Here is a 25,089-nt window from a genome sequence, read left to right on the forward strand (position 1 = left end):
TCTCCCCGCAAGCGGAGAGAGGCGAAGAACCTCATTTCACCTTCGGCAGCACCTGCTTCACCACCTGCTTGCCTTCCACGACCTCGACCAGAAAGCTCTGACGGTCGATGTCGCCGGTATCGCTGAAGGTGACGTCCATCAGGATGCCCGGCTCGTCCGCGGCCTTGATGGTCAGGCCGTGCAGCGTGTCGGCGAACTTCTTGGGGTCGACCTTGCCCATCTTCTCGGTGGTGGCCTTCACCATATAGACGGCGAGATAGCCCTTCAGGCCGTTGTGGTCCGGCACGTAATTGTACTTCTTGGAGAACTTCTCGCGGAACGCCTTGATCAGATCGACCGGGGCATCCGTGGTGAGGCCGACATGGCCGCGCGCGCCGTTGGCGGCATCGCCGGCCAGCTCGATCACCTTCTGGCCGATCAGCGTGGTCTCGCCCATCAGCGGCGCAGTGACGCCCTGGCGCTTCAGCTCCTTGAGGATGCGCGCGCTCTCTTCTTCATTGAGATACACGAACACGGCGTCCGGGTTGGCGGCCTTGATCTTGCCGACGTCGGCCGCGAAATCGGCCTGGCCCGCCTCGGTCGAGAGATCGGCCACCACTTTGGAGCCGAGCCGGTCGAGCTCCTTGACGACGACGTCGCGGCCGCCGCGGCCGAAATCGTTGTTGACCCAGACCACCGCAACGGACTTAGCCTTCATCTCGTCGTGGATGTATTTCGCGACCTTCGGCATCGAGGATTGCTGGCCGAACGAGGTGCGGAACAGGAACTTGTTACCTTGCTGCGTCAGCTCGGCGGCCTCGCCGCCCATGATCTGCGCGATGCCGGCCTCGGCGGCGAGCGGCGCGGTGACCTTCACCGAGCCGGAATAGCCGGGCCCGAGCAGCACATAGGGCTCGGCGTCGAGCGCCTTCTGCACCTGCGCGCGGGCGACGCCCGGATTGGACTGCGAGTCGGCGTGGGTGACCTCCAGCTTGCGCCCGAGCACGCCGCCCTTGGCGTTGATCTCCTCGATCGCGAGGTCGATACCGTTCTTCCAGTTGGTTCCGACAGTGGCGCCGCCGCCCGACAACTCGGCGACGTCGGCGAGCTTGATCGCCTGGGCGTGGGCGCTCGTTGCGGTCATGATGGTGAACAGCGCGCCCACCAATAGCGTTGATTTCATCGTCCTCTCCTCCCGTTTCGAATTTTGCAAGCGGCCTTGTGTCCGGCCGCTTTGCCTCAAGCTGCCTGATAGGCGGCACTACGCGCAGCCATCACGGCATCAAAAGCCTCTCCCATGACTTCGGTCGATGGGGCAAGGCCGGTGAACAGTTCGAAGGCGTCCGCGGCCTGGTAGATCGCGAGCTCGCGCCCGGTCATGATCCTAGCGCCTTTCTCTCGCGCTGCGGCGAGCAGCGGCGTGATCAGCGGCGAATAGACGGCGTCAGCGACCCACAGGTCCGCCCTGAGCAGCACCGCCGGTACCGGCGTGTCACGGCTCGGCAGCATGCCGACTGGCGTGCCGTTGACGAGACCGGTCGCGCCAACGAGCGCGTCCTCGACGCTTCCAGCCACCCTCGCGCCGCCTTGCCCGGCAAGCAGCCCAGCGAGTTTCTCAGCGCGCGCCGGCTCGCTGTCGAAAATGCGGATGTCGGCGACTTTCAGGCTCGCCAGCGCAAACGCGATAGCCTTGCCAACGCCGCCGGCGCCAATCACCGCGACGGCGTTGCCGGACGGCGCAAGCAGTGGCGCCACCGCCCGGGCGAAACCTGTGGTGTCGGTGTTGTGGCCGGTCAGCCGGCCATCTCCGACGACGACGGTGTTGACCGCACCCATGCTGGCTGCGCCCGGCGCCAGCGCGTCGAGCAGCGGGACTACAGCCTCCTTGTAGGGGTAGGTGACATTGACGCCGGCGAAGCCGAGCCGCCGTACGCCTTCGAGCATCATGCGGAGCCCGGCCGCGTCGGCGCCGGCGACCTCGATGAGCTGGTAGTGACCGCGCAGGCCCAGCGCCTCGGCGGCGCGCTCATGCATGGCGGGGGACGCGGAATGCGCGATCGGCGCGCCGATCAGGCCGGTGAGAAGCTTCTTGCTGGCGGCGTATTCGCGCTTCGACATGGTTCGCCATCGTCTCGTTGGGAGCGTCCGGTCTCGGCCATTGGCCGGGAAAACCGCGCAATTCCAGCTGCGACGATAGCCCTTCCGCCGCCTAACACAATTACCCTTTTATCCGGCCAACCTAACATCATGTTATTTCCTCCGGCTCCGTGCTGAAACGGTCCTGCCGTTGCCGCGGGACGGCTCGACCGCGCGCATCTCGGTGCGCAGGGACTCGATGAAATACTCGGCATGCAGCGACAGCGGCGCGCCGCGCTTCACTGCGACGTAGGTGTCGAACCGTGTCGGCTCGGTGATCTTCAACAGCTCGATCCCTGGATAGCCGCCATGGGCCACCGTGAACTGGTCGATGATGGCGATGCCGAGCCCCGCCTTCACCAGCGCGCAGACCGTGGTGCCGAAGCGCGCGCGGATGGTGATGTTGTAGTCGAGCCGGTTGCGCGCAAAGATCTCGGCCATGATCCGCCCGTAGGGATCGTTCGGGTCGATGCCGATCAGCGGATAGCGGGTGATCTCGGCGGCCGAGACCTGCTTGCGGCCGGCGAGCTCGTGACCCGGCGGCACGATGCAATAGAGCTCGCCCGATGCGAGTGGCATGAAGTCGAGCCCGGAATGCTCCAGCCGGTAGCTCATCGCGACGCACTCGCCGCGGCCGAGCAGGAGATAGTCGATGGCTTCCTCGAGCTTGAGGATGTTGATGTCGATGCCGAGATCGGGATAGCGGCGGCGGACGCGCTCGATCGCGCGCGGCACCATCACCTGCGAGATGCTGGGCACCGAGCCGATGCGCAGCTCCGACAGGCCGCCGCGGCCGATCTTGGAGATGATCTCGGAGAGATCGTCGACCTTCTTGTAGACCCCGTTGATCTGCTCGAAGATGCTCTCGGCTTCCGGCGTCGGGAAGTAGCGCCCGTTCTGGCGCTGGAAGAAGCGGATGCCGAGCGAGCGTTCGGTGTATTTGACCAGACGGCTGATCCCTGGCGCCGACACGTTGAGCAGCTTCGCCGCACCGCCAATGGTGCCCGTCACCATCACGGCACGGATCACTTCGACCTGGCGTAGCGTCATCATGGCCTTGGCATCCGAAGGATGAGCATGGTGGCCACCATCATCTCACGAGAGCCGTGATGTCATCCAGCGGCAAGTGTGTGTCGATGTGGCGGGAAGAGGCCAGTCGCTCTCGTGTCCCGGACGCGCTGCAACGCCTTTGGCGTTGCAGCGCAGAGCCGGGACCCATGTCGCGGCGATGCCTCCATGCAATGTGGGCCCCGGCTCTGCAGCGCATCGTCGAAGAGACGCTGCGCCGCGTCCGGGGCACGAGGGCGCGGCTAGGTGCTTCGATCTTCTCCAGCAGGAGAAGGCGAAGAACTTCCCGGTCTGAGTGTTTCGATTGGGTCTGCGCGTTCAAATGGAAGGGCCGCGTCGCCGCGCGATCTGTTGCATCGGCGTCGTTTGTTGCAACTGCGATGGCTAGCTCGCCGGGCCCTCGGGCGATGCGTTCTCGGCCGCCTCCGCGTGCTCGCTTTGCAGCACCTTGCGCGCGAACTCGATGATCTTCTGCTTGTTCGCCGTTTCGCGGACGGCGAAAAACACGCGGTTCAATTCCAGGCCGAGCACGCTGTTGAGGGCGATGTTCTCGTCTTCCATCGTGGTTTTCCCTCGTCGTAAGTCACAGCTGTAACTTGAGGGCACTTCTTCCACAAGTAGATTGAGTCTTAGCAAACAGGCACCGGTAAACTACGGGAGCCTCGAATTGAGGCGTTCGCCAAATACGTGTTATACGCGAGTCCGAGAGTCAGGAAACGCACTGATGTTCGCCGTAGACTATGGCCGGGAGGCGCTCGACTTCATCGAAGGCCTGGACGTCTACCGCAAAGTACCAGAAGCCATGAATGCGCTTGAAGTGGCCTTCGGTCGCTTCGGCTTCGAAACCATCATCGTGACGGGATTGCCGAATCCCGACCAGCGATTTGCACAGATGGTGCTGGCCAAGCGCTGGCCGGCGGCATGGTTCAGCCTCTACACCGAGAACAATTACGATCGCTTCGACCCGGTGGTGCGGTTGTGCCGGCAATCGGTCAATCCGTTCGAGTGGTCGGAAGCCCCCTATGACGCCGAGCTCGAGCCGAACGCAGCCGAGGTGATGAATCGCGCCAGCGAGTTTCGCATGTCGCGCGGTTTCATCGTGCCGATCCACGGGCTGACCGGCTATGAGGCCGCCGTGTCGCTCGGCGGCGTCCATCTCGACCTCAATCCCCGCAGCAAGCCGGCACTGCACCTGATGGCGATGTATGGCTTCGACCACATCCGGCGTCTGCTCGAGCCGGCGCCGCATCCGTCGACGCGCCTCACCCCGCGCGAGCGGGAAGTGATCGCCTGGGCCTCGCAGGGGAAGTCGGCCTGGGAAATCGGCGAGATCCTGCACATCACGCAGCGCACCGCCGAAGAGCATCTTGCAACTGCCGCGCGCAAGCTCGGCGCCGTCAACCGGACGCATGCGGTGGCGCTGGCGATTCGGAACAAGATCATCAATCCCTGAGCGCCGTACTGGGAAATTTCCCAGTACCGAACCCGGCTCTTTTCACGGATGCTGTCCCCCCGTTCGGGATGATGGGGGCTTTCATGATTCACGCAATTTCCGTGGCGAATCGCCACCTGTATGAAGACGTGATCGAGCAGCATTTCCGGCTGCGTCACGATATCTTCGTCGAGGAGCGGCGTTGGGACGCGCTGCGCAGGCCGGATGGCCGCGAGATCGATTCCTATGATGACGAGGACACCGTCTATCTGCTCGCCCTGGAAGGGCGGCGCGTGGTTGGCGGTCACCGCCTTTACCCGACGACCAAGCCCTCGATGATGAGCGAGGTGTTCCCGCATCTGGCGTCGGTTCGCGGCTGCCCCGCGGATCCGCTGGTCTGGGAATGGTCGCGCTACTTCGTCGTGCGTCATCGCCGCGACGGCCTGCTCAACCTGCAACTGATGGCGGCGGCGCAGGAGTTCTGTCTTGATCAGGGAATAGCGCAGGTCAGCGCGGTCATGGAGACCTGGTGGTTGCCGCGCTTCCACGAGGCCGGCTTCGTCGTGACCCCGCTGGGCCTGCCGGCTCTGGTGGAGAATGCGTGGACCATGGCGGCGACCATCGACATTCGTCGCGAGACGCTCGATGTCTTGCATGACCGTATTGGCATGGCTTCGGTCGTGCGTCAGGATGGGCCGCATCTGGACGTCATCGCCCGTGCCAACCTCCGCGGCCTCGCCGCCCAACGAAAGAGCGCCTGAGATGTCGAACATGATGCGGGACAGCCAGATCATGGCGCAGATCAAGGACGAGAATCTCGGCTACATGTCCGATATGGCGCTCGAGCTGGCGCAGATGGCGGAGGACACCGGACTGACGACGCTCGCCTATCTGTTCCGGATGGCCGCGCTGGAGGCCTCGACGGCCCACAGCGCGCTCGCCGAACCGGACGACCTTCCCCCGCGGATGACGTCGCACTAGACTTAAACCCACTACATTTCGACGAATTTTGCACCCTCTCTGCGGCCCGCCGGCGAGAGGGTGATCATTGGGTGCGGCAGGTTGCCCCAGCCTGCACGGCAGCCTTCTTGCAAGGCCGATTTCGATCGCATGCACCGGCATGCAACAAAGTGCATGTTTGGTGTCGAATCGCTCTTGCCTCGGAACGATACTGCCATTACCCATTTTTCGGCCTTGAAGAGGCAGGGGGAGCTCTTTCACTGATGGCGACATTGCTCGAACATCGGCGCGACGCTGCGTGCGCCTGAAAGAGTCTTGATGCTGCTCGTCGTCGAACAGTTCCTGAACGGATTGCAGTTTGGCCTGCTGCTGTTTCTGCTCGCCGCCGGCCTGACGCTGGTGTTCGGGATCATGGATCTCGTCAACCTTGCGCACGGCTCGCTCTATATGATGGGCGCCTATTTCGCCGCGACCTTTGCGGCCTGGACCGGCAGCTTCCTGCTCGGCGCGCTGATGGCGCTGGGGGCCACGCTGGTGCTCGGTATCGTGCTGGAGGTGACGGCGCTGCGGCATCTCTACGGCCGCGACCATCTCGACCATGTGCTCGCGACCTTCGGCCTGATCCTGTTCTTCAACGAAGCCGTGCGGCTGATCTGGGGCCCGGCCGGCCTTGCGCTGCCGCTGCCGGCCTGGCTCACTGTGCCTGTGCCGATCCTGCCCGGCATTCACTATCCCGCCTATCGCCTCGCGATCATCGTGGTGGCCTTGCTGGTCGCGCTGCTGCTCTATCTCGGCGTGATGCGCACCCGCATCGGCATGCTGATCCGGGCCGGCGCCTCCAATCGCGAGATGATCGGTGCGCTCGGCATCAACATCAAGCTGCTCTATACGCTGGTGTTTGGTTTGGGAGCCGCGCTCGCGGGCCTTGCCGGCCTGATGCAGGCGCCGATCCTGACCGTGCAGATCGGCATGGGCGAGAACATCCTGATCCTCGCCTTCGTCATCATCGTGATCGGCGGCATCGGCTCGATCCGCGGCGCGTTCCTCGCCGCGATCTTCGTCGGCATGATCGACACGCTCGGCCGCGCCTTTCTGCCGAACCTGTTGCGGCAGGTGCTGAGCGGCGCCGCTGCCTCCACCGCCGCGCCGGCCCTGTCGTCCATGCTGATCTATCTCCTGATGGCGATCGTGCTGGTGGTGCGGCCGGAGGGGCTGTTTCCGGCCAATCGTCGATGAAGGCTTTCACGGTGAGCAAGGCCGTCACGGCCCTTTTGCTGGCGGGCCTCGTGCTGCTGCCGCTCTATTCGCAGCTCTCCGGCAACATCTTCATCCTGACGCTGTTCACCCGCATCATCATCCTGGCGCTGGCGGCTGCGAGCCTCAACCTGATCATGGGTTTTGGCGGCATGATGAGCTTTGGTCACGCCGCCTATCTCGGCATCGGCGGTTACGCGGTCGGCATGCTCGCTCAGGAGGGCGTCGGAAGCGGCTTCATCCAGTTTCCGGTCGCGCTCGCCGCCTCCGCCATTTACGCGCTCGTGATCGGCGCGCTCTCGCTTCGCACGCGCGGCGTCTATTTCATCATGATCACGCTTGCCTTCGCCCAGATGGCCTATTACGTCGCCTCGGGGCTGGCGCGTTACGGCGGCGATGACGGCCTCACCATCTACAAGCGCAGCGACTTCTCCGGCCTGATCGATCTCGGCAATCGCGTGCAGTTCTACTATCTCTGCCTTGCCTGCCTGTTCGGCGTCATCTTCCTGATCTGGCGCATCGTCAATTCGCGCTTCGGCCTCGTCTTGCAGGGCCTGCGTTCCAACGAGCAGCGCATGCAGGCGATCGGCTTCCCGGCCAAGCGCTACCAGCTGGTCTGCTTCGTCATCTCCGGCACCATGTGCGGTCTTGCCGGCGCGCTGCTCGCCAACAACACCGATTTCATCAGCCCGGCCGTGATGTACTGGACGCGTTCCGGCGACCTGATGGTGATGGTGATCCTGGGCGGCATGGGCACGCTGTTCGGCCCGGTCATGGGCGCCGTGGTGTTCCTGCTGCTCGAAGAGTTTCTGTCGCAGATCACCGAATATTGGGCGCTGATCATGGGTCCGCTGCTGCTGCTGATCGTCCTGTTCGGCCGCGGCGGCATCATGGGCGCGCTGGGGAGGGCTGGCCGTGGCTGAACCCTTGCTCCGCGTCGAAAAGCTGGTGCGTCGCTTCGGTGGCATCATCGCGACGGATCACGTCTCGCTCGACGTCGCGGCAGGCGAGCTGCACGCCATCATCGGCCCGAACGGTGCCGGCAAGACCACGCTCATCAGTCAGCTCACAGGACATCTTTCCCCGCATTCCGGTCGCGTTTTGCTCGGTGGCCGCGACATCACCTATCTGCCGGCCTATCGCCGCTGTGCGCTCGGGCTCGCGCGTTCGTTCCAGATCACCTCGCTGCTGCTCGATTTCACCGCCGCCGACAACGTCGCGTTGGCGGCGCAGGCGCATGCCGGAACGTCGTTCCGCTTCTTCGCCAACGCGCGCAAGGAAAAAGGCCTGCGCGATGCCGCCCATGCGGCGCTCGATCGCGTCGGTCTCGCGCATCGCGCCGACGTCGTGGTGAACAGGCTCAGCCATGGCGAGAGGCGCGAGCTGGAGCTTGCCGTCGCGCTCGCCAGCAAGCCGAAATTGCTGCTGCTGGACGAGCCGATGGCCGGCCTCGGCGTCACCGAATCCCAGCGCATGGTGAAGCTGCTGCAGGAGCTACGGAAGGAAGTGTCGATCGTGCTGGTCGAGCACGACATGCCGGCGGTGTTCGCGCTCGCCGATCGCATCTCGGTGCTGGTCTATGGCCGCGTCATCGCCTCCGGCGATCCGGCCGCGATCCGTCAGAACGAGGACGTCAAGCGCGCCTATCTCGGCGATCAGCATGTGGTGACGCATCATGGCTGACACATTGCTCGACGTCGAAGGCATCGAGACCTGCTACGGCTTGTCCCAGGTGCTGTTCGGCCTGTCGCTGTCGATCAAGCCGGGCGAGATGGTCTCGCTGATGGGCCGCAACGGCATGGGCAAGACCACCACCATCCGCTCCATCATGGGCCTGACGCCGGCGCGCGCAGGCGCGATCCGTTTCGCTGGCGCCGAGGTGCGACAGCTTCCGTCCTACAGGATTGCAAAGCTCGGCGTAGGCCTCGTTCCGGAGGGGCGTCAGATCTTCCCGAACCTCACCGTGCGCGAGAACCTGGTGGCGGCTGCCGCCGACCGTTTTGGCAGCAGCAATCCCTGGACGCTCGCCGCGATCTACGTGCTGTTCCCGCGCCTCGCCGAGCGCGCCTCGAACATGGGCAACCAGCTCTCCGGCGGTGAGCAGCAGATGCTCGCGATCGGCCGCGCATTGATGACCAATCCAAAACTCCTGATCCTGGACGAAGCAACCGAGGGCCTTGCGCCGCTGATCCGCGAGGAAATCTGGAACTGCTTGTCGCTGCTCAAGAGCCGGGGACAGTCGATCCTGGTCGTCGACAAGAATGTCGACCATCTCGCCCGCATCTGCGACCGCCACTACATCATCGAGCGCGGCAGGACGGTGTGGAGCGGCACCTCCGACGAACTCGTGGCCGAGCCGGATCTGCAGCACAAATATCTGGGGATCTAGCGCTTCCGCCGGCAAGGTGAGGCGTGGAGTGCCAGTGCCTCACATTCAGCGTCGTCCTGGCTAAGGCCAGGACTTATATCGATTGCGGTCGGTATCAGGACCGGGCGAGGAGTCTTCGTCAAACGTCCCCCTGGGGGTAATGCGTCCCGGCCTTCGCCGGGATGACATTCGTCATCACCAATAGATCCCATGGCGGTGCAGCTCGCGGATCACCCGCGCCCCCGTCGACGACTGCCGGCGCTTTGGCTTGGCGATGTCGGTCTTGGTCGCTTCCCGTGTGACCGCATGCGGCGCCCGACTAGCGCGAGAGGCGGTGCATGCCGATCTCGATCAGGGTGGTCCGACAGGACAAGCGATAGATCAGGCTGAAAAATTGATCCCACATGATCGAACTCCGCTGTTGATCATGGGGTGTGGTTATAGGCCGCATGTCTTTCCGGCGGTTTTCGCGGAATGAGGAAATGGCTTCGTCCCGAGTGGGGCAATGTCGTCGGAACATTCCGGAAGAAGTCGCCTCACGGGAGCGTGAAGCAATGCACCAGTTCGAGCTGGCTGAAGTAGGCCATCGGTGCCGGATCGAGCCGGACTTGCTCAAAACATCTCGAAATACTCGCGATGCTCCCAGTCGGTGACCTCGGACAGGAAGCGATCGATCTCGGCGTTCTTGATGTGAGTGTAGTAGTCGACGAACTCGGCCCCGAGCTTCTCGCGGAAGAAAGGATCGTCCTTCAGCGCGGCGACCGCATCGCGCAGCGATTTCGGCAATGGCGGCGCTTTGGTCTCGTAGGGCGTGTCGGCCGAGGGGCCGGGATCGAGCTTGCGGTCGACGCCGTCGAGCCCTGAGAGAATCTGCGAGGCCATGTAGAGATAGGGATTGGCGGCGGGCTCGCCGATGCGGTTCTCCAGGCGCGTTGCGGCATCATTGGGCCCGCCCAGCACGCGGATCATCACGCCGCGATTGTCACGGCCCCAGATCGCACGGTCCGGGGCCAGCGAATAGGAGCGGTAGCGCTTGTAGCCGTTGATGGTCGGGGTAGTGAACACGGTCGATGCGCGGGCATGATCGAGCAGGCCGGCGAGGTAGGCGCGGCCGAACGCGCTGAGCGGCTCGCCGCCGCCTTTCGCCATGAACAGGTTGTCACCGCTCGCGCGCGAGACGATCGACTGATGCAGGTGCCAGCCGCTCGCGAACACGTTAGGCAGTTTCGGCCGGCACATGAAGGTGGCGTGATAGCCGTGGCGGCGCGCGATCTGCTTCACGGCGCTCCGAAACAGCACCATGTTGTCGGCGGACTCCAAGCCCTTCTTCGGCGCGAAAGTGAACTCGCACTGGCTCGGCCCGAACTCGACCTCGACCGACCGCAAGGGAAGCCCGAGCGCCACGATGTCACGCCGCAAAATCTCCAGCACCGGCTCCATCTGATCGAAGCGCTGCTCGGTGAGATATTGATAGCCGTGGCTGAGCAGGCTGACCGAGGGCGGCGTGCCGGGCTGGCCGGCATCCTCGGCCCGCATATGCGGATCGTCGAGCCTGAAGATGTGGAACTCCACTTCGAGGCCCGCGACGAAGTCGTAACCGCGTGCGCCGAGTTCATCGAGCACGCGCTTGTACAGCCCGCGCGTCGCGAACGGCACCGGGCGGCCATCGTTGAAATAGAGATCGCACAGCACCCAGCCCGTTGTCGGCGCCCACGGCAAGACGCGAAAGGTGGCGGGGTCGGCGACCATCAGCACGTCGGCGGCGCCCTCCATCTCCTTCATGCCGAAGCCGCCGCCCGCCGTGAACACGGGGAATACCGTGCGGTGCGAGCTATCCTTGGCGAGCATGGTCGTGGTGATGGAGCAGCCGCTCTCCAGCGAGGCGATCGCCTCGGAGGCGACGATCGTCTTGCCGCGCAAGATGCCGTGCTGGTCGGGGAAGGCGAGGCGGATGACCTCGAGGTTCCTCTCCTCGACGATGCGGCGCATGCGCTGAGCTGCGTCCCTCTGCTCATCCGACCACAGCCTATGACGCGCGACGAAAGTCACTTCTCTACTCCTCCAGCCGTGAGGCGCGAAGCATGCGCCACATTCTCCGTCAATGCGAGCGCAGCGAAGCAATCCAGAAGTCCGTGAGCGGAGGCAGTCTGGATTGCTTCGCTGCGCTCGCAATGACGAGGATAGAGCGTCACGTCACTCCGCCGCCGTCAGCCGATGCACCTTGCCAGCGATCTCCTTCGGCACCGGTGCGGTCCAGGGCGCGCCGCGGCGGCGCTTGACGTCGACCTCCATCCAATAGGTCTCCCAGCCCCGCGTCGGCCCGATGCCGTCCATGGTCGCCGGCCCCTGGATGCTGCGTGCATTGGCCTCGTCGAGGAACAGCATCGGCTTCTCGCCGCCGGAGACCTTCTCGATCTCCTGCCGGAGCAGGCGGCGGTATTGCACGATCGCCTTGTCGCTCTGGCCGAGATGCTCCTTGGTGCGGTCCTGGATCGCGCCCATCGATTCAACTGCCCACTGGTCGTGGACGTTGATGTCGTTGCCCATGCCGGTATAGGTCGCGGTCTGCTGCTCGTGCGGATCGAAACCGTAGTCGTTGCTGCGGTTCTTGCGCGATTTGTAGTCCGGCAGCTCATAGAGCTCGAGCCGCTGGTCGCGCATCTTCTGCTTGTCGACCGGGCTCGTGTAGCTGGTGAAGATCGCGTACCAATAGCAGTTCTCGTCGTCGATCGGCACGTGCCACTGCGTGATCGTCATCTCCGTGCTCATGGGGATGACGAAGCCGTGCGGGAAGAGCTGGTTGGTGACGCGCACATGCGTCCGCTCCTCGTCGATCTCGCGAAGCGCGATCAGCCTGAGACCATATTCGGTGTGCTCGACATTGATGATCGGACGGTCGTATTCGCGCAGGATTTTCGTCATCGGCAGATCGGAGCCGGCAGAGGCGCCGCGGAATTGCTTGCCATACGCCGTGGACGTGTCCTCGTCCTCGAAGAAGCGGTGCAGATAGGAAGCGTGCGCCGGATCGATGCCGACCTCCAGCGCCTGCAGCCAGTTGCAGGCCATGTGGCCCTTGAACGCAAAGGTGTGCGTGCCGGGCGCGACGAAACAGTCGATCTCCGGGAATGCCGGCGGTTCACCTTCGCCGAGATAGGCCCAGAGGATTCCGCTTTTCTCGACCACGGGATAGGAGCGCTGGCGGATATTTTGACAGAGTTTCGAATCCTTCGGCTCGGCCGGCGTCTCGATGCACTGGCCGGTGGCGTCGAATAGCCAGCCATGGAAGGCGCAGCGCAGGCCGCCATGTTCGAGCCGGCCGAAGGCGAGGTCGGCGCCGCGATGGGCGCAATGGCGATCGATCAGGCCGTAACGTCCAGCTTCGTCGCGGAACAACACCAGATTCTCGCCAAGCAGTTTTACGGGACGGATTGGCCGCGCCCCCTCCAGCTCGTCCACCAGCGCTGCCGGTTGCCAATAGCTCCGCATCAGCTTGCCGCAGGGGTCCTTCGGCCCGGTGCGGGTGATCAGGTCGTTCTGCTCCTGGCTCATCATGGCGCGTGCATCCTTGTGGAGTGGCGTTTGTTCGCCTATTGAACGAATGGGCGAATTATGACATGCCTTGAAGCAACAGCAAGCACTATTTTGCAGGATTGTCCCACCCATGCCCAAGCTGAAGCGGAGCGAGAGCGACGAACGCGGGACGGATTTCGTCGAGAGCCTTGATCGCGGGCTGCGCCTGCTTCAGTGCTTCGGCACGACGGCCGGGCCGATGACGTTGAGCGATCTCGCCCGGGCTGCGGAGCTTCCGCGCGCCACCGCACGGCGCATGCTGTTCACGCTCCAGCGCGGCGGCTTCGTCTCCGGTGACGGAAAGCTGTTCTCGTTGACGCCGCATGTGCTGACGCTGGCAGCGTCTTACCTGCGCTCAAACCAGCTCGTTGCGGTGCTCCAACCCGTGCTCGATCGCATCGCAACCGCGGCGCAGGAGATCTCGTCGCTCGCGGTGCTGGATCGCGACGACGTCGTGTTCATCGCCCGCGGCGGTCCGACGCGAGTCTTCTCGGGTGGCCTGGAGATCGGCTATCGCCTGCCGGCTTTCTGCACCTCTGTCGGCCGGGCCATGCTCGGCCAGTTCGACGATGCCGAGCTCGGCGCGCGGCTGAACGCAATGACGCGCGAGGCGCTGACGCCGCAGACGGTGACGGACCCGAGCGCGCTGCTCGCGCGCATCACAGCCGACCGCACGCAGGGCTATTCGCTGGTCGACCGCGAGGCCGAGCCGCATTTCCGCTCGATCTCGGTTCCGGTGCGCCGCTATGACGGCGTCATCGTCGCCGCCGTCAACATGGGTGCCCATGTCGATCGCGTCCCGGAACAGGAACTGATCGATCGGTTTCTGCCGCTGCTGCGGGAAGGGGCGGAGGCGGTGCGCTCGCATTTATTGTAGCCGGGATGAGCGAAGCGATACCCTGGGAAACTGTTCGCGAGGAATCCCGGATGTCGCTGCGCTGATCCGACTACCGCCAGCTACGGCATTGTACGCTACAGCGCCTCTGCCTCGCGCTCCATGTCGCGGCTCGACAGATCCTCGCCCTGCATGTTGGCGTAGTCGCGCGCCATCTCGCGCATCAAGAATTTCGCGGGCACGTCGTGATAGCTGCCGCGGTCATTGACGTATTGCATGTAGGCACGGCCTTCGCCGTCGAAGGGATGCAGCAGCGCATCGGTGTGGCCGTCGAAATCGAGCGGGCGCACGCCGACCTTGGCGCAGAGCGTGTCGTTGAACGTCGGCGTCGCCTTGCGCCAGCCTCCGTCGACGAACACTTCCGTGAAGCCGTGCCAGGTGAAGATGTCGGTGCCCATGCTCGCGCGCAGCTTCTCGGTGGTGAGATGGTTCTTCACATCGGCAAAGCCGACGCGGGCGGGGATGCCGTGGACGCGGCAGGCGGCCGCATAGAGCGCCGCCTTGCCGACGCAATAGCCTTGTCCGGCGGCGAGGACGCTCGATGCGCGAAAAGTCTCGGCGACGCGCATGCTGACGTAAGGGTTGTAGCGGATCCCGTCGCGCACCGCCTTGTAAAGGACGCTCGCCTTTTCGCGCGCGCTCGCCTCCGCCGGCACGCTGCTCTCGGCGAAGCGCTGCACCGCGGGATGATCGCTGTCGATGTATTCGCCGGGATCGGTGTAGAGCCGGCGGATGGTGTCGGGGAGGATCTCGGTCATGCTTGCAAGTGTAATGCGGTGCGGGGCGTTGTCCACGCTCTGTGCTCGTTGCGCCTGGATGTCAGCCCTGCGCATCCCGTGTGACTCGCGATCAGCCCGGCAGGGGGTCTTCGCCGAATTTCGGCCAGTAGGTGCCGAAGCTCCACAAGCCTCCTTCGGGATCCCGCGCCGAGAAGTCCCGGCTGCCGTAATCGGTATCGTGCAATTCCATCTCGATCCGAGCTCCGGATGCCTTCACCTTTGCGTAAAGCGCGTCGGGATCGTCAACGGCCAGATACACCGAGTCGGTCCTGTGTCCGTCGAGGTCTCCCACGCTTTTCCCATAGGCATCCGGGCGGTCTGCCCCAAGCATCAGGATGGATGTCCCGAACGACAATTCAGCATGCGCGATGATGTTCTCGCGCCTGTAGATCACGCGTTCGGTGAAGCCAAGCACGTCCGTCAGCCAGGCGATCATCGCCTCGGCATCCCTGCAGCGCAGTGTATGATACAGGCGCGGCGCTTCCTTCCGGATTGAGTCTGTCATGACTGTCTCCCGTGGGTTTCGCGCTCACCCTAGGTCAGCCGTCGTCCCGCGGCTTGAAGAAATGGGACCTGGACTTATCCGCCGGCCTCCCGCATCAGGTGGGGATCCATGTTCGCCAGCCGCGCGGCCCAGCTGGTCGGCCTTTCGCCGCTGAATTCCCGGAACTCTCGGGCAAGATGCGCCTGGTCGGCAAAGCCCGCTTCGAGCGCGATGCCGGCCCATCCGCACGCGCTCCCGCTGCGCGCCAATTCGCAGGCGCGGTGGAAGCGCAGCATCCGTGCCAGGGTCTTCGGTGAAACGCCGATCTCGTTTTGAAACCGACGCGACAGATGCTTGCGGCTCCAGCCGATGTCGGTTGCAATCTCGGATATGCGCGCCGCGCCGGCGCTGCGCCAGAGCCAGCCGATCGCCGCGGCGATCGCGGGAGAGGGTTCGTTCACCGTACGCTCGAGCACGAAAGTCTCGATGATCTCCAGGCGTTGCTGCCATCCCTCTGCTTCCGCCACCCTCTCGCCGAGCTCTCGGCCGTCGCGGCCAAGCAAATCTCTGATATCGACCATGCGCGCCGTGAGGTCAGGCACGGCGCCGCCGTAGAACCGATAGGCGCCGAGCGGCGTGAAGTCGACCTGGATGCAGATGGCGCGGCCGTCGGATTCGATCTGCACCGGTCCGGGAAACAAGCCGGCCGCAAAGCTCGGCTGGGTATCCGCCCGATCGGGGTCGCGTCCGAGCGCGATGCGGAAGGGGGATCCAAGACTGATGAGCAACGGCAGGGCCAACGGCGCGGCATGCCGAAAATTGGTCAGGCCGAGCCCACGCTCGCGGTAGCACGAGATCGACGAGACGACGTGCGCCATATGCGCGGGAACGGGCCGTCTGATGACTTCCGGCGCGGTGCTTGCGTCCATGGAGAAGCCTCCGTTGTCATGCACAGCTTAGCCGGACGACGGCATCGCACCAAGAGACAGAGTCGCTTCCGGCAGCATGTCGATCGCTTGCCGGCGCGGGAACCGATCAACCGCTTCCTGCCGTTGTTGCGGAAAGGCGCGGAGGCGGTGCGATCGCAGCTTCTGTAGCTGCTCCCGCCGCCTCGAAAACGGTGCTATAGTTGCTGCAAGCACAAGAGAACAGGGAGGACACCATGAACCACACCATGGTTCCCAGTGATCGCGTGGAGCACGTCGCCGTCTACGGACGCGACGGCACAAAGCTCGGCACGATCGAGCGACTGATGCTGGACAAGATGAGCGGAACGGTCGCCTATGCCGTGATCAAGACCGGCGGGCTGCTCGGTACGCGTCACCATTATCCGCTCCAGTGGAGCGCGCTGAAATACGATCCAGGACGGCAGGCTTTCCAGATCGAGCTGACGCTGGACGAGCTCAGCAGCGGCCCATGCGAATTCGATGGCGACGCGTTCGACTGGGGCGACCGCTCGCGGCCGTACCCGCATCCGCATTACTGGTCGATCTAAAGCGGAATGGCCTTAGGTTGAATCGATCGCTGCGGCTCGTACACCTCTCCCGCTAACGGGAGAGGGAGTGCATCTCCGTCGTTGCAGCAATCATGCCCTGTCTCGTCACGCTTCAGGTTGTTGTTTAAGCATGATCTTCTCGGAAAACCGCTGTGCACTTTTCCGGATCATGCTTTAGCGGCGTCGCAACTTCCGTAGGCGGCCAAATGTCGGCAATACGGTCCCGATCAGTTCCGGTTGCGCATCCAATCGGCAAGACCGGATAGTGCCGTGTCGAGATCCTGCCGCGCGTCGCTATCTGTCACCGTCTCTTCCAGCGCGCCGCGCATGCAGAGCAGCCACGCGTCGCGCTCGGCATCGCCGATAGCGAAGCCGATATGGCGCTGGCGCAGTCGCGGATGGCCCTTCTCGACGGAGTATAGCCGCGGGCCGCCGGTCCACTCGGTGAGATAGCGCTTCAAGACGTCCCTGATCAGGCCGAGATCGTCCGCATGCATGGCGCGGATCGCTTGCGCTTCCGGCAGCGTGTCCATCCGGTCATAGAAGCGGTCGACGAGACGATCGATCGTGGCACTGCCGCCGATCCGCTCGAACATGGAAATTGCGACGTTGCTGTCGGCCATCTCTACAGTGCCACGCTGCGCAGCCCGAAGCTGCGCGCCTCGTTCTGCAGCACTGGCCGCACCGCATCAATCAGCCGTGCAGCAGCTGCATCGACCGAAAGCCCAGCCGTATCCACCACCGCCGTCGCGCGCGAATACAGCGGCTCGCGGCTGAGCAGGATGTTGCGCAGCTCCGCCATTGCGGAGCGATCATCCGCCATCGGGCGCAGATCGCCCTGGCGGCGGACGCGAGCCATGTGCTCCTCGGGCTCGGCCTTCAGCCAGATCGTGTAGAACGAGGTCAGGACCTGGTCGAAGGTCAGGGGCTCGGAGACGATGCCGCCGCCGGTTGCCAGCACCATCAGCTCGTTGCGCGCAAGCAGCTGTTGCAGCGCCGCCTGCTCCATGCGGCGAAAGCCTTCCTGGCCGTAGAGCGCGATGATCTCGGCGACCGAGAGGCCGTTCTGCTGCTCGACCTCCTTGTTGAGCTCGACGAAACTCCAGCCGATCTTTTTCGCCAGGATCTTGCCGAGCGTGGACTTGCCGGCGCCGCGCAGGCCGATCAGTGCGATGCCGCAGAATGGCGCGCGCCGCGGGGCGGAGGCGCTGCCGCCGGCGAGCAAATCCTTGGCCTGCGCGATCTGCGCCGGCGTTGCCTTGCGCAAGAGATCGCGAAACATCTGCCAGTCCGGCGTCGGATCGGCCGAGGGGAGCAAATCTTCGAGGTGCGCGCCCATCGCGTCCGAGACGCGGCGCAGCAGCACGATGGAGACATTGCCTTTGCCGCTTTCGAGCTGCGCGATGTAGCGCTCCGAAATCCCGGATACCTTGGCGAGCACCTTGCGCGACATGCCGCGCAATGCGCGCATGGTGCGCACACGCTGGCCGAGCTGTTCGAGAAATCGGGATTCGGCGTCGGGACTTTCGGTCATGAGTCTCTTTACGGATGTCCTGCGGCGCGTTTTAATGAAACATAATGCCTGCTGGCATTGACAGCAAGCCGCCGCGGTGTCTTTCTATGAATTATAATTCTAAATTCGGGGGAGATGTTCGTGAGCGAGGGATCCTACAACGCGGTGACCTGGCTGCTCGACCGTAACGTCGAGGAAGGCCGCGCCAGCAAGCTCGCCTTCGACGACACGGTCTCGCGGCTCACCTATGGCGAGCTCTCGCGCGAGACCCGGCGCGCCGCCAACATGCTGCGCCGGCTTGGCGTCCGCCGCGAGGAGCGCGTGGCGATGATCATGCTGGATACGATCGATTTCCCAATCGTGTTCCTGGGCGCGATCCGCGCCGGTATCGTGCCGGTGCCGCTCAACACGCTGCTGACCGCGGACCAGTACGCCTACATCCTCGCCGACTGCCGCGCGCGCGTGCTGTTCGTGTCCGAAGCGCTCTATCCCGTCATCAAGGACGTCGTCGGCCGCATGCCCGATCTCGAGCATGTCGTGGTCTCCGGTGCCAAGCAGAACGGCCACAAGCAGCTCGCCGAGGAGCTCTCAGGCGAGAGCGACCGGTTCACCACTGCCGCGACGCATCCGGACGAGCCGGCGTTCTGGCTGTACTCGTCCGGCTCGACCGGCATGCCCAAAGGCGTGCGCCATCTGCACTCGAATTTGCAGGCGACGGCGGACACCTATGCGAAGCAGGTGCTCGGCATTCGCGAGAGCGATGTCTGTCTGTCAGCGGCAAAATTGTTCTTCGCCTATGGCCTCGGCAACGCGTTGACCTTCCCGATGTCGGTCGGCGCCAGCGTGATCCTCAACAGCGAGCGTCCGACGCCGGCCCGCATGTTCGATCTGATGAACCGCTACAATCCCTCGATCTTCTACGGCGTGCCGACGCTGTTCGCGGCGATGCTCAACGACGAGGCGATGAAGGGCGAGCGCTGCGGCAAGGCGTTGCGCATCTGCACCTCGGCCGGCGAGGCGCTGCCGGAATCGGTCGGCAACAGCTGGAAGGCGCGCTTCGGCGTCGACATCCTCGACGGCGTCGGCTCGACCGAGCTCCTGCACATTTTCCTCTCGAACGCGCCCGGCGACATCAAATACGGCTCCTCCGGCAAGCCGGTGCCGGGTTATGCGGTGCGGCTCGTCAACGAGGCCGGTCAGGACGTTGCCGACGGCGAGGTCGGCGAGCTCCTGGTCGACGCGCCCTCGGCCGGCGAAGGCTACTGGAACCAGCGGCACAAGAGCCGCCGCACGTTCGAGGGACCGTGGACGCGCACGGGCGACAAATATGTCAGGGACGCCGAGGGTCGCTACACCTTCTGCGGCCGCGCCGACGACATGTTCAAGGTCTCCGGCATCTGGGTCTCACCGTTCGAGGTCGAGAGCGCGCTGATCACGCATCCGGCCGTGCTGGAAGCCGCCGTCGTGCCCGAAGCCGATCCGGAGGGGCTGTTGAAGCCGAAGGCCTTCGTCGTGCTGCGGCCGGGCGCGACAACGACGGACTTGCAGGAGACGCTCAAGGAGCACGTCAAGCAGAAGATCGGCCCATGGAAATACCCGCGCTGGATCGACGTGGTCGACTCGTTGCCGAAGACGGCGACGGGGAAGATCCAGCGGTTCAAGCTGCGGGAAGGAGCGCATTGATGGTGCAGGCGGTGGACTCGCTTGCTTACCCTCCCCTGGAGGGGGAGGGTCGCTTCGCGTTGAGCGAAGCGCAATGCGAAGCGGGGTGGGGTGATCTCTCCACACGGGCACCGCATCCGCGGAGAGACTGTCACCCCACCCCGTCTCACATCTCGCTGCGCTCGATATGAGCCGACCCTTCCCCCTCCAGGGGAGGGTGCAGACGGAGCGAACAGGAAGAACAGCATGACCAACCTCACCCCCACCGGATTTCTCCGCATTGATGGCGCCAGCCTCGAATACAAATGGCTCGCGCCGCAGGCCGCCGACGCGCCGACCATCGTGATGCTGCATGAAGGCCTCGGCTCGGTCGGCCTCTGGGGCGACTTCCCGGAAAAGCTGCAGCAGGCGACCGGCGCCGGCATCTTCGCCTATTCACGCGCGGGTTACGGCCAGTCCAGTCCGGTCGCACTGCCGCGGCCGCTCGACTACATGCAGCGCGAGGCGCTGGACGTGCTGCCGAAGCTGCTCGATGCGATCGACTTCAAGCGTGGCCTCCTGCTCGGCCATTCTGACGGCGCCTCGATCGCGACGATTTATGCCGGGGCGCATCAGGATCATCGCCTGAACGGTCTCGTGCTGATCGCGCCGCATTTCATCGTCGAGGACATCTCGATCAAATCGATCGCCGCGATCAAGACGACGTTCGAGACCACGGACCTCAGGGCAAAGCTGGCGCGCTGGCACAAGGATGTCGACAACGCCTTCTACGGCTGGAACGGCGCCTGGCTCGATCCGAAGTTCCGCGATTGGGACATCTCGGAATACCTGGCCTATGTCCGCGTCCCCATCATGGTCCTGCAAGGCGCTGACGACCAATATGGCACCCTGCGTCAGGTCGAGATCGCGCAGGAAGAGTGCTACTGCCCGGTCGATCCGAAGATCATTCCAGGCGCGGGACATTCTCCGCATCGTGAAGCGCCCGGGCCGGCACTCGAGGCGATCGAGCAGTTCGCAAGAGCGGCCCTGCGCGACGATCAGGGCCTGCAAGGACGCGCCGCGTGATGGCGGCCGATAGTGGTCGCCATGAAACAAAGTGCATGCTATAGCTGTTGAGGGCTAGACGTATCCAAAAAGATGCACTATTGTGCATCTAACGTTCAAGCCTAAACGTATAATCAAGCTCAGGGATGACCCATGGCCGGGGAAGATCGGCGCCTCGCAGGCGGCGCGACATTCATCGATTTCCAGACCGAACCGTCCCGCTACAAGCATTGGAAGCTCGCGGTCGAGGGCGACGTTGCGACGCTGACCATGGATGTCGACGAGAACGGCGGCCTGTTCGAGGGCTACCTGCTCAAGCTCAACTCCTATGACCTCGGCGTCGACATCGAGCTTGCCGACGCGATTCAGCGCCTGCGCTTCGAGCATCCCGAGGTCAAGGTCGTGGTGATGCGCTCGGCCAAGAACCGCGTGTTCTGCGCCGGCGCCAATATCCGCATGCTCGCGGGCTCGACCCACGCTCACAAGGTCAATTTCTGCAAGTTCACCAACGAGACCCGCAACGGCATGGAAGATTCCTCGGAGAATTCCGGCCAGCGCTTCATCACCGTGGTGAACGGCTCGGCCGCCGGCGGCGGCTACGAACTGGCGCTTGCGACCGATCACATCATTCTCGCCGATGACGGCTCGTCCGCCGTTGCGTTGCCTGAAGTGCCGCTGCTCGCGGTGCTGCCCGGCACCGGCGGTCTCACGCGTGTGGTCGACAAGCGCAAGGTGCGCCGCGACCACGCCGATTTTTTCTGCACCATCGAGGAGGGTGTGAAGGGCAAGCGCGCGGTGCAGTGGCGTCTCGTCGATGAGATCGCGCCGAATTCCAAATTGGAAGCCAAAATCGCCGAGCGCGCCAAGGAATTCGCGGCAGCCTCGAAACGCACCGGCAGCGGCAAGGGCATCGCATTGACGCCGCTCAAGCGCGTCATCGACGAAAACAGCATCCGCTACGGCTTCGTCACCGTCGATATCGATCGCGCTGCCCGCATCGCCACCATCTCGATCAAGGCGCCGGAGGCCGCGCCGCCTGCCGACATTGACGGCATGATGGCGCAGGGCGCTTCGTTCTGGCCGCTCCAGGTCGCACGCGAGCTCGATGACGCCATCCTGCATCTGCGCATCAACGAGCTCGAGATCGCCATGCTGGTGTTCAAGAGCCACGGCGATCGTGCCCATGTGCTCGCTTGCGATGCTTTCCTCGAAGCCAACAAGGCGCACTGGCTGGTCAACGAGATCAGGCACTACTGGAAGCGCGTGCTCAAGCGCATCGACGTCACCTCGCGCACACTGGTGACGCTGGTCGAGCCCGGTTCCTGCTTTGCCGGTACGCTCGCCGAGCTCGTGTTTGCCGCCGACCGCTCCTACATGCTGATCGGCACGCGTCAGGGCGACAATCGGCCGCCGCCGTCGATCGAGCTGTCCGCGATGAATTTCGGGCCGTATCCGATGAGCCATGGCCTGACGCGGCTTCAATCGCGCTTCCAGGCCGATCCGTCCGATGTGGAGCGCGCGGAAGCGACCATCGGCACCAGCCTCGATGCCGAGGAGGCCGAGGAGCTCGGCCTCGTCACCTTCGCGCTCGACGACATCGACTGGGACGACGAGGTCCGCGTGTTCCTCGAGGAGCGCGCCAGCTTCTCGCCCGACAGCCTCACCGGCATGGAAGCGAGCCTGCGCTTCGTCGGCCCCGAGACGATGGAGTCGAAGATCTTCGCGCGCCTCACCGCTTGGCAGAACTGGATCTTCCAGCGCCCCAACGCCGTCGGCGAGGAAGGCGCGCTGCGCCGCTACGGCAGCGGCCAGAAGCCGAAATTCGATATGACGCGGGTTTGATGATTTTCGTGTCCCGGGCGCGGCGCAGCGCGAAGCGATGCGACGCAGAACCGGGACCCAGACGGACCAGACAATAGGTCCCGGCTCAGCAGTGCAGCACTTCGCGCCGCACTGCGTCCGGGACACGAGACCGATCAAGGAGCACGGCCATGAACATGAACATCATGAACGTCGACTACTCGACCAAGATTCCGAACAACGTGAATCTTGCCGAAGACCGCCAGGTTCTGAAGGCGCTGGAAGGCTGGCATCCGGGCTACATGGATTGGTGGAGCGACATGGGGCCGGAAGGCTTTCAGGAGTCGCTGGTGTATTTGCGCACCGCGTACTCGGTCGATCCGCGCGGCTGGGCCAAGTTCGATTACGTCCGCATGCCCGAATATCGCTGGGGCATTCTCCTTGCGCCGCAGGAAGAGAACCGCGTCGTGCCGTTCGGTGAGCATTACGGCGAGCCGGCCTGGCAGGAAGTCCCGGGCGAGCATCGCGCCATGCTGCGCCGCCTGATCGTGATCCAGGGCGACACCGAACCGGCCTCGGTCGAACAGCAGCGCCATCTCGGCAAGACCGCGCCCTCGCTCTACGACATGCGCAACCTGTTCCAGGTCAATGTCGAGGAAGGCCGTCACCTCTGGGCGATGGTGTACCTGCTGCAGAAATATTTCGGCCGCGACGGCCGTGAAGAAGCCGACGATCTCCTGCGTCGTCGCTCCGGCGATGCCGATGCGCCGCGTATGCTGGGCGCATTCAACGAGGCGACGCCGGACTGGCTGTCATTCTTCATGTTCACGTATTTCACGGACCGCGACGGCAAGATGCAGTTGCACTCACTGGCGCAGTCCGGCTTCGATCCGCTGTCGCGCACGTGCCGGTTCATGCTGACGGAAGAAGCCCACCACATGTTCGTCGGCGAGACCGGCATCACCCGTGTCGTGCAGCGCACCTGCGATGCCATGAAGGCGGCCGGCATCACCGACCCGACCGACATTGCCAAGGTTCGCGCGTTGGGGGTGATCGACCTGCCGACCATCCAGAAGAAGCTGAACTTGCACTATACGCTGTCGCTCGACCTGTTCGGCTCGGAAGTCTCGACCAACGCGGCCAACGCCTTCAACGCCGGCATCAAGGGCCGCTATCACGAGACCCAGATCGACGACGATCATCAGCTCAAGAACTCCACCTATCCGGTGCTCAAGCTGATCAACGGCGAGATCAAGCTGGTCGACGAGCCGGCGCTGACTGCGCTCAACATGCGCCTGCGCGACGATTACAGCCAGGATTGCGTCAAGGGCCTGCTGCGCTGGAACAAGGTGATCTCGACCGCGGGCTACGATTTCAAGCTCGCTCTGCCCAACGTCGCCTTCCACCGCCACATCGGCGAGTTCAAGGACGTTCACGCGACTCCCGACGGCATCCTGATCGACGATGCCACCTGGGCGAAACGACGGGACGAATGGCTGCCCTCTGCGAGCGACGGCGACTTCATCACCTCCCTGATGCAGCCCGTCACCGAGATCGGCCAGTTCGCCTCCTGGATCTCGCCGCCCAAGGTCGGCATCGACAACAAGCCCGGCGATTTCGAGTATGTGAAGATCGAGTCGTAAGCAACGGGAGCCGACGCTCCCGCAACACAAATGGCGTCATCACTCGCCCCGCTGCGCAATTGCGCGGGTGATCCTGTCTTCCAGAGGCGTAAAAAAATCCCTTATTGATCAAGGGGCATTCTACTGTGCATGGGGTTGTTTTCGACATTTTGTTTGGCGTCCCACTGCGTGACGAGAGATCGCCCGATCAATCACTGTCCCACCCGCTGCCCTTGATCCCCGGGTTCGCATACACGATGCCGCCATCCACCGCGATGGTGGCTCCCACCACGTAATCGCCCGCGCGCGAGGCGAGATAGATCGCGGCGCCCGCCATGTCCTCGTCGGTGCCGATGCGGCCCACGGGTACGCGCGTTGCGACCTCGTCGGCGTGGTCGCGGGCGGCGCGGTTCATGTCGGACTTGAACGGGCCAGGCGCGATCGCCGTGACCACGACATGGTCGGGGATCAGCTTCACAGCCATGCGCCGGGTCAGATGGATCAGGCCGGCCTTGCTGGCGGCATAGGAATAGGTCTCGCCCGGATTGACGAAGATGCCGTCGATCGAGGCGATGTTGATCACCTTGGCTGGCCGTTCCGCGCTTCCCGACGCGCGCAGCGTCGGCGCCAGCGCCTTGGTCAGGAAGAACGGTGCCTTGACGTTGAGGTTCATCACCTTGTCCCAGCCGCTCTCCGGAAATTCGTCGAACTCCGCGCCCCAGGCGGCGCCCGCATTGTTGACGAGGATGTCGAGCCTGGACTCGCGCTTGCTGTATTCGTTCGCCAGCAGCTCGCAGCCGGCGAGTGTGGAGATGTCGATCGGCAGCGCGATGCACTCGCCACCACATTGTGCGGTGAGCTCTTTCGCGGTGGCTTCGCAGGGTCCCGCCTTGCGCGCGGTGATGTAGACCTTGGCCGCGCCGGCGCTCAGAAACCCCGCGGCGATCATCTTGCCGATGCCGCGCGAGCCGCCGGTCACCAGCGCGATGCGGCCCTTGAGCGAGAACAGATCGTTGAACATGGTGCCT

The 25,089-nt window shown here is 64.1% G+C and carries 25 protein-coding genes; 13 read left to right on the plus strand and 12 right to left on the minus strand.

Annotated features, from left to right (window positions below; genetic code table 11):
• Window positions 1-31: 31 nt before the first annotated feature.
• From ABIA42_RS35540 to ABIA42_RS35555, 4 genes are all read right to left on the minus strand, one after another.
• Window positions 32-1,162 carry an ABC transporter substrate-binding protein gene (locus tag ABIA42_RS35540; RefSeq protein WP_370116387.1) on the minus strand — a complete coding sequence of 377 codons (1,131 nt, stop codon included), beginning with the start codon at window positions 1,160-1,162 and terminating at the stop codon, window positions 32-34.
• Window positions 1,163-1,218: 56 nt separating this feature from the next.
• On the minus strand, window positions 1,219-2,097 hold the full coding sequence (locus ABIA42_RS35545) for a shikimate dehydrogenase (protein WP_271527324.1): 879 nt from the start codon (window positions 2,095-2,097) through the stop codon (window positions 1,219-1,221).
• Between the two features lie 132 nt (window positions 2,098-2,229).
• Window positions 2,230-3,168: a LysR family transcriptional regulator gene (locus tag ABIA42_RS35550; RefSeq protein WP_271527323.1), complete on the minus strand. Its 939-nt coding sequence runs from the start codon at window positions 3,166-3,168 to the stop codon at window positions 2,230-2,232.
• A 399-nt stretch (window positions 3,169-3,567) separates the two neighbouring features.
• Window positions 3,568-3,744, minus strand: a complete 177-nt coding sequence (locus ABIA42_RS35555) for a hypothetical protein (protein ID WP_271527322.1) — start codon at window positions 3,742-3,744, stop codon at window positions 3,568-3,570.
• A 163-nt stretch (window positions 3,745-3,907) separates the two neighbouring features.
• Here ABIA42_RS35555 and ABIA42_RS35560 point away from each other — a divergent pair, with 163 nt between their 5' ends.
• From ABIA42_RS35560 to ABIA42_RS35590, 7 genes are all read left to right on the plus strand, one after another.
• Window positions 3,908-4,636: an autoinducer binding domain-containing protein gene (locus ABIA42_RS35560; RefSeq protein ID WP_370116384.1), complete on the plus strand. Its 729-nt coding sequence runs from the start codon at window positions 3,908-3,910 to the stop codon at window positions 4,634-4,636.
• 71 nt (window positions 4,637-4,707) lie between these two features.
• Entirely contained in the window at window positions 4,708-5,376 is a 669-nt protein-coding gene (locus ABIA42_RS35565) for an acyl-homoserine-lactone synthase (RefSeq protein ID WP_271527470.1), read from the plus strand.
• 1 nt (window position 5,377) lies between these two features.
• Entirely contained in the window at window positions 5,378-5,596 is a 219-nt protein-coding gene (locus tag ABIA42_RS35570) for a hypothetical protein (protein ID WP_370116382.1), read from the plus strand.
• 297 nt (window positions 5,597-5,893) lie between these two features.
• Complete coding sequence (locus ABIA42_RS35575; RefSeq protein WP_036042790.1) at window positions 5,894-6,811, plus strand: branched-chain amino acid ABC transporter permease; 918 nt, start codon at window positions 5,894-5,896, stop codon at window positions 6,809-6,811.
• Window positions 6,808-7,752: a branched-chain amino acid ABC transporter permease gene (locus ABIA42_RS35580; protein ID WP_370116381.1), complete on the plus strand. Its 945-nt coding sequence runs from the start codon at window positions 6,808-6,810 to the stop codon at window positions 7,750-7,752. The genes ABIA42_RS35575 and ABIA42_RS35580 overlap by 4 nt, the downstream gene beginning before the upstream one ends.
• Window positions 7,745-8,512, plus strand: coding sequence for an ABC transporter ATP-binding protein (locus ABIA42_RS35585; protein ID WP_271527318.1), 768 nt, complete (start codon window positions 7,745-7,747; stop codon window positions 8,510-8,512). The genes ABIA42_RS35580 and ABIA42_RS35585 overlap by 8 nt, the downstream gene beginning before the upstream one ends.
• Window positions 8,505-9,218, plus strand: coding sequence for an ABC transporter ATP-binding protein (locus tag ABIA42_RS35590; protein WP_271527317.1), 714 nt, complete (start codon window positions 8,505-8,507; stop codon window positions 9,216-9,218). Before ABIA42_RS35585 ends, ABIA42_RS35590 begins: the two co-directional genes overlap by 8 nt.
• Before the next feature lie 591 nt (window positions 9,219-9,809).
• Here ABIA42_RS35590 and ABIA42_RS35595 read toward each other — a convergent pair.
• Both ABIA42_RS35595 and ABIA42_RS35600 read right to left on the minus strand, forming a co-directional pair.
• Window positions 9,810-11,246 carry a glutamine synthetase family protein gene (locus ABIA42_RS35595; RefSeq protein ID WP_370116378.1) on the minus strand — a complete coding sequence of 479 codons (1,437 nt, stop codon included), beginning with the start codon at window positions 11,244-11,246 and terminating at the stop codon, window positions 9,810-9,812.
• A gap of 144 nt (window positions 11,247-11,390) precedes the next feature.
• On the minus strand, window positions 11,391-12,749 hold the full coding sequence (locus tag ABIA42_RS35600) for a Rieske 2Fe-2S domain-containing protein (protein ID WP_370116376.1): 1,359 nt from the start codon (window positions 12,747-12,749) through the stop codon (window positions 11,391-11,393).
• Between the two features lie 109 nt (window positions 12,750-12,858).
• Here ABIA42_RS35600 and ABIA42_RS35605 point away from each other — a divergent pair, with 109 nt between their 5' ends.
• A complete protein-coding gene (locus ABIA42_RS35605; RefSeq protein ID WP_370116374.1) occupies window positions 12,859-13,644 on the plus strand; it encodes an IclR family transcriptional regulator C-terminal domain-containing protein in 786 nt (261 codons plus the stop codon).
• A 95-nt stretch (window positions 13,645-13,739) separates the two neighbouring features.
• Here the strand turns inward: ABIA42_RS35605 and ABIA42_RS35610 are convergent, their stop codons facing one another.
• From ABIA42_RS35610 to ABIA42_RS35620, 3 genes are all read right to left on the minus strand, one after another.
• Window positions 13,740-14,420, minus strand: coding sequence for a transglutaminase family protein (locus ABIA42_RS35610; protein ID WP_370116372.1), 681 nt, complete (start codon window positions 14,418-14,420; stop codon window positions 13,740-13,742).
• Between the two features lie 91 nt (window positions 14,421-14,511).
• Window positions 14,512-14,946 (minus strand): VOC family protein, encoded by a 435-nt coding sequence (locus tag ABIA42_RS35615; RefSeq protein WP_370116370.1) that lies wholly within the window; start codon window positions 14,944-14,946, stop codon window positions 14,512-14,514.
• A 74-nt stretch (window positions 14,947-15,020) separates the two neighbouring features.
• Window positions 15,021-15,854, minus strand: a complete 834-nt coding sequence (locus ABIA42_RS35620; RefSeq protein WP_271527311.1) for an AraC family transcriptional regulator — start codon at window positions 15,852-15,854, stop codon at window positions 15,021-15,023.
• Window positions 15,855-16,087: 233 nt separating this feature from the next.
• Here ABIA42_RS35620 and ABIA42_RS35625 point away from each other — a divergent pair, with 233 nt between their 5' ends.
• Window positions 16,088-16,420: a PRC-barrel domain-containing protein gene (locus ABIA42_RS35625; protein WP_061026089.1), complete on the plus strand. Its 333-nt coding sequence runs from the start codon at window positions 16,088-16,090 to the stop codon at window positions 16,418-16,420.
• A gap of 227 nt (window positions 16,421-16,647) precedes the next feature.
• Here the strand turns inward: ABIA42_RS35625 and ABIA42_RS35630 are convergent, their stop codons facing one another.
• Both ABIA42_RS35630 and ABIA42_RS35635 read right to left on the minus strand, forming a co-directional pair.
• Entirely contained in the window at window positions 16,648-17,043 is a 396-nt protein-coding gene (locus ABIA42_RS35630) for a group II truncated hemoglobin (RefSeq protein WP_370116368.1), read from the minus strand.
• Window positions 17,044-17,045: 2 nt separating this feature from the next.
• Window positions 17,046-17,990, minus strand: coding sequence for a helix-turn-helix transcriptional regulator (locus tag ABIA42_RS35635; RefSeq protein ID WP_370123754.1), 945 nt, complete (start codon window positions 17,988-17,990; stop codon window positions 17,046-17,048).
• Between the two features lie 84 nt (window positions 17,991-18,074).
• Between ABIA42_RS35635 and ABIA42_RS35640 the strand changes: the two genes are divergently transcribed.
• The 4 genes from ABIA42_RS35640 to boxB all read left to right on the plus strand — a co-directional run bounded on the left by ABIA42_RS35640 (window position 18,075) and on the right by boxB (window position 24,082).
• Window positions 18,075-19,616, plus strand: a complete 1,542-nt coding sequence (locus ABIA42_RS35640) for a benzoate-CoA ligase family protein (protein ID WP_271527309.1) — start codon at window positions 18,075-18,077, stop codon at window positions 19,614-19,616.
• A 225-nt stretch (window positions 19,617-19,841) separates the two neighbouring features.
• A complete protein-coding gene (locus ABIA42_RS35645; RefSeq protein WP_370116367.1) occupies window positions 19,842-20,660 on the plus strand; it encodes an alpha/beta fold hydrolase in 819 nt (272 codons plus the stop codon).
• Window positions 20,661-20,792: 132 nt separating this feature from the next.
• Window positions 20,793-22,481 (plus strand): 2,3-epoxybenzoyl-CoA dihydrolase, encoded by a 1,689-nt coding sequence (gene boxC, locus ABIA42_RS35650; protein ID WP_370116366.1) that lies wholly within the window; start codon window positions 20,793-20,795, stop codon window positions 22,479-22,481.
• A gap of 149 nt (window positions 22,482-22,630) precedes the next feature.
• Window positions 22,631-24,082, plus strand: coding sequence for a benzoyl-CoA 2,3-epoxidase subunit BoxB (boxB, locus tag ABIA42_RS35655; protein ID WP_271527306.1), 1,452 nt, complete (start codon window positions 22,631-22,633; stop codon window positions 24,080-24,082).
• A gap of 187 nt (window positions 24,083-24,269) precedes the next feature.
• On the opposite strand, the gene ABIA42_RS35660 is transcribed toward boxB, so the two are convergent.
• Window positions 24,270-25,082 carry an SDR family oxidoreductase gene (locus ABIA42_RS35660; protein ID WP_271527305.1) on the minus strand — a complete coding sequence of 271 codons (813 nt, stop codon included), beginning with the start codon at window positions 25,080-25,082 and terminating at the stop codon, window positions 24,270-24,272.
• Window positions 25,083-25,089 lie beyond the last annotated feature (7 nt).

The organism is Bradyrhizobium sp. USDA 327 (genome assembly GCF_041262065.1).
Classification (GTDB): Bacteria; Pseudomonadota; Alphaproteobacteria; order Rhizobiales; family Xanthobacteraceae; genus Bradyrhizobium; species Bradyrhizobium liaoningense.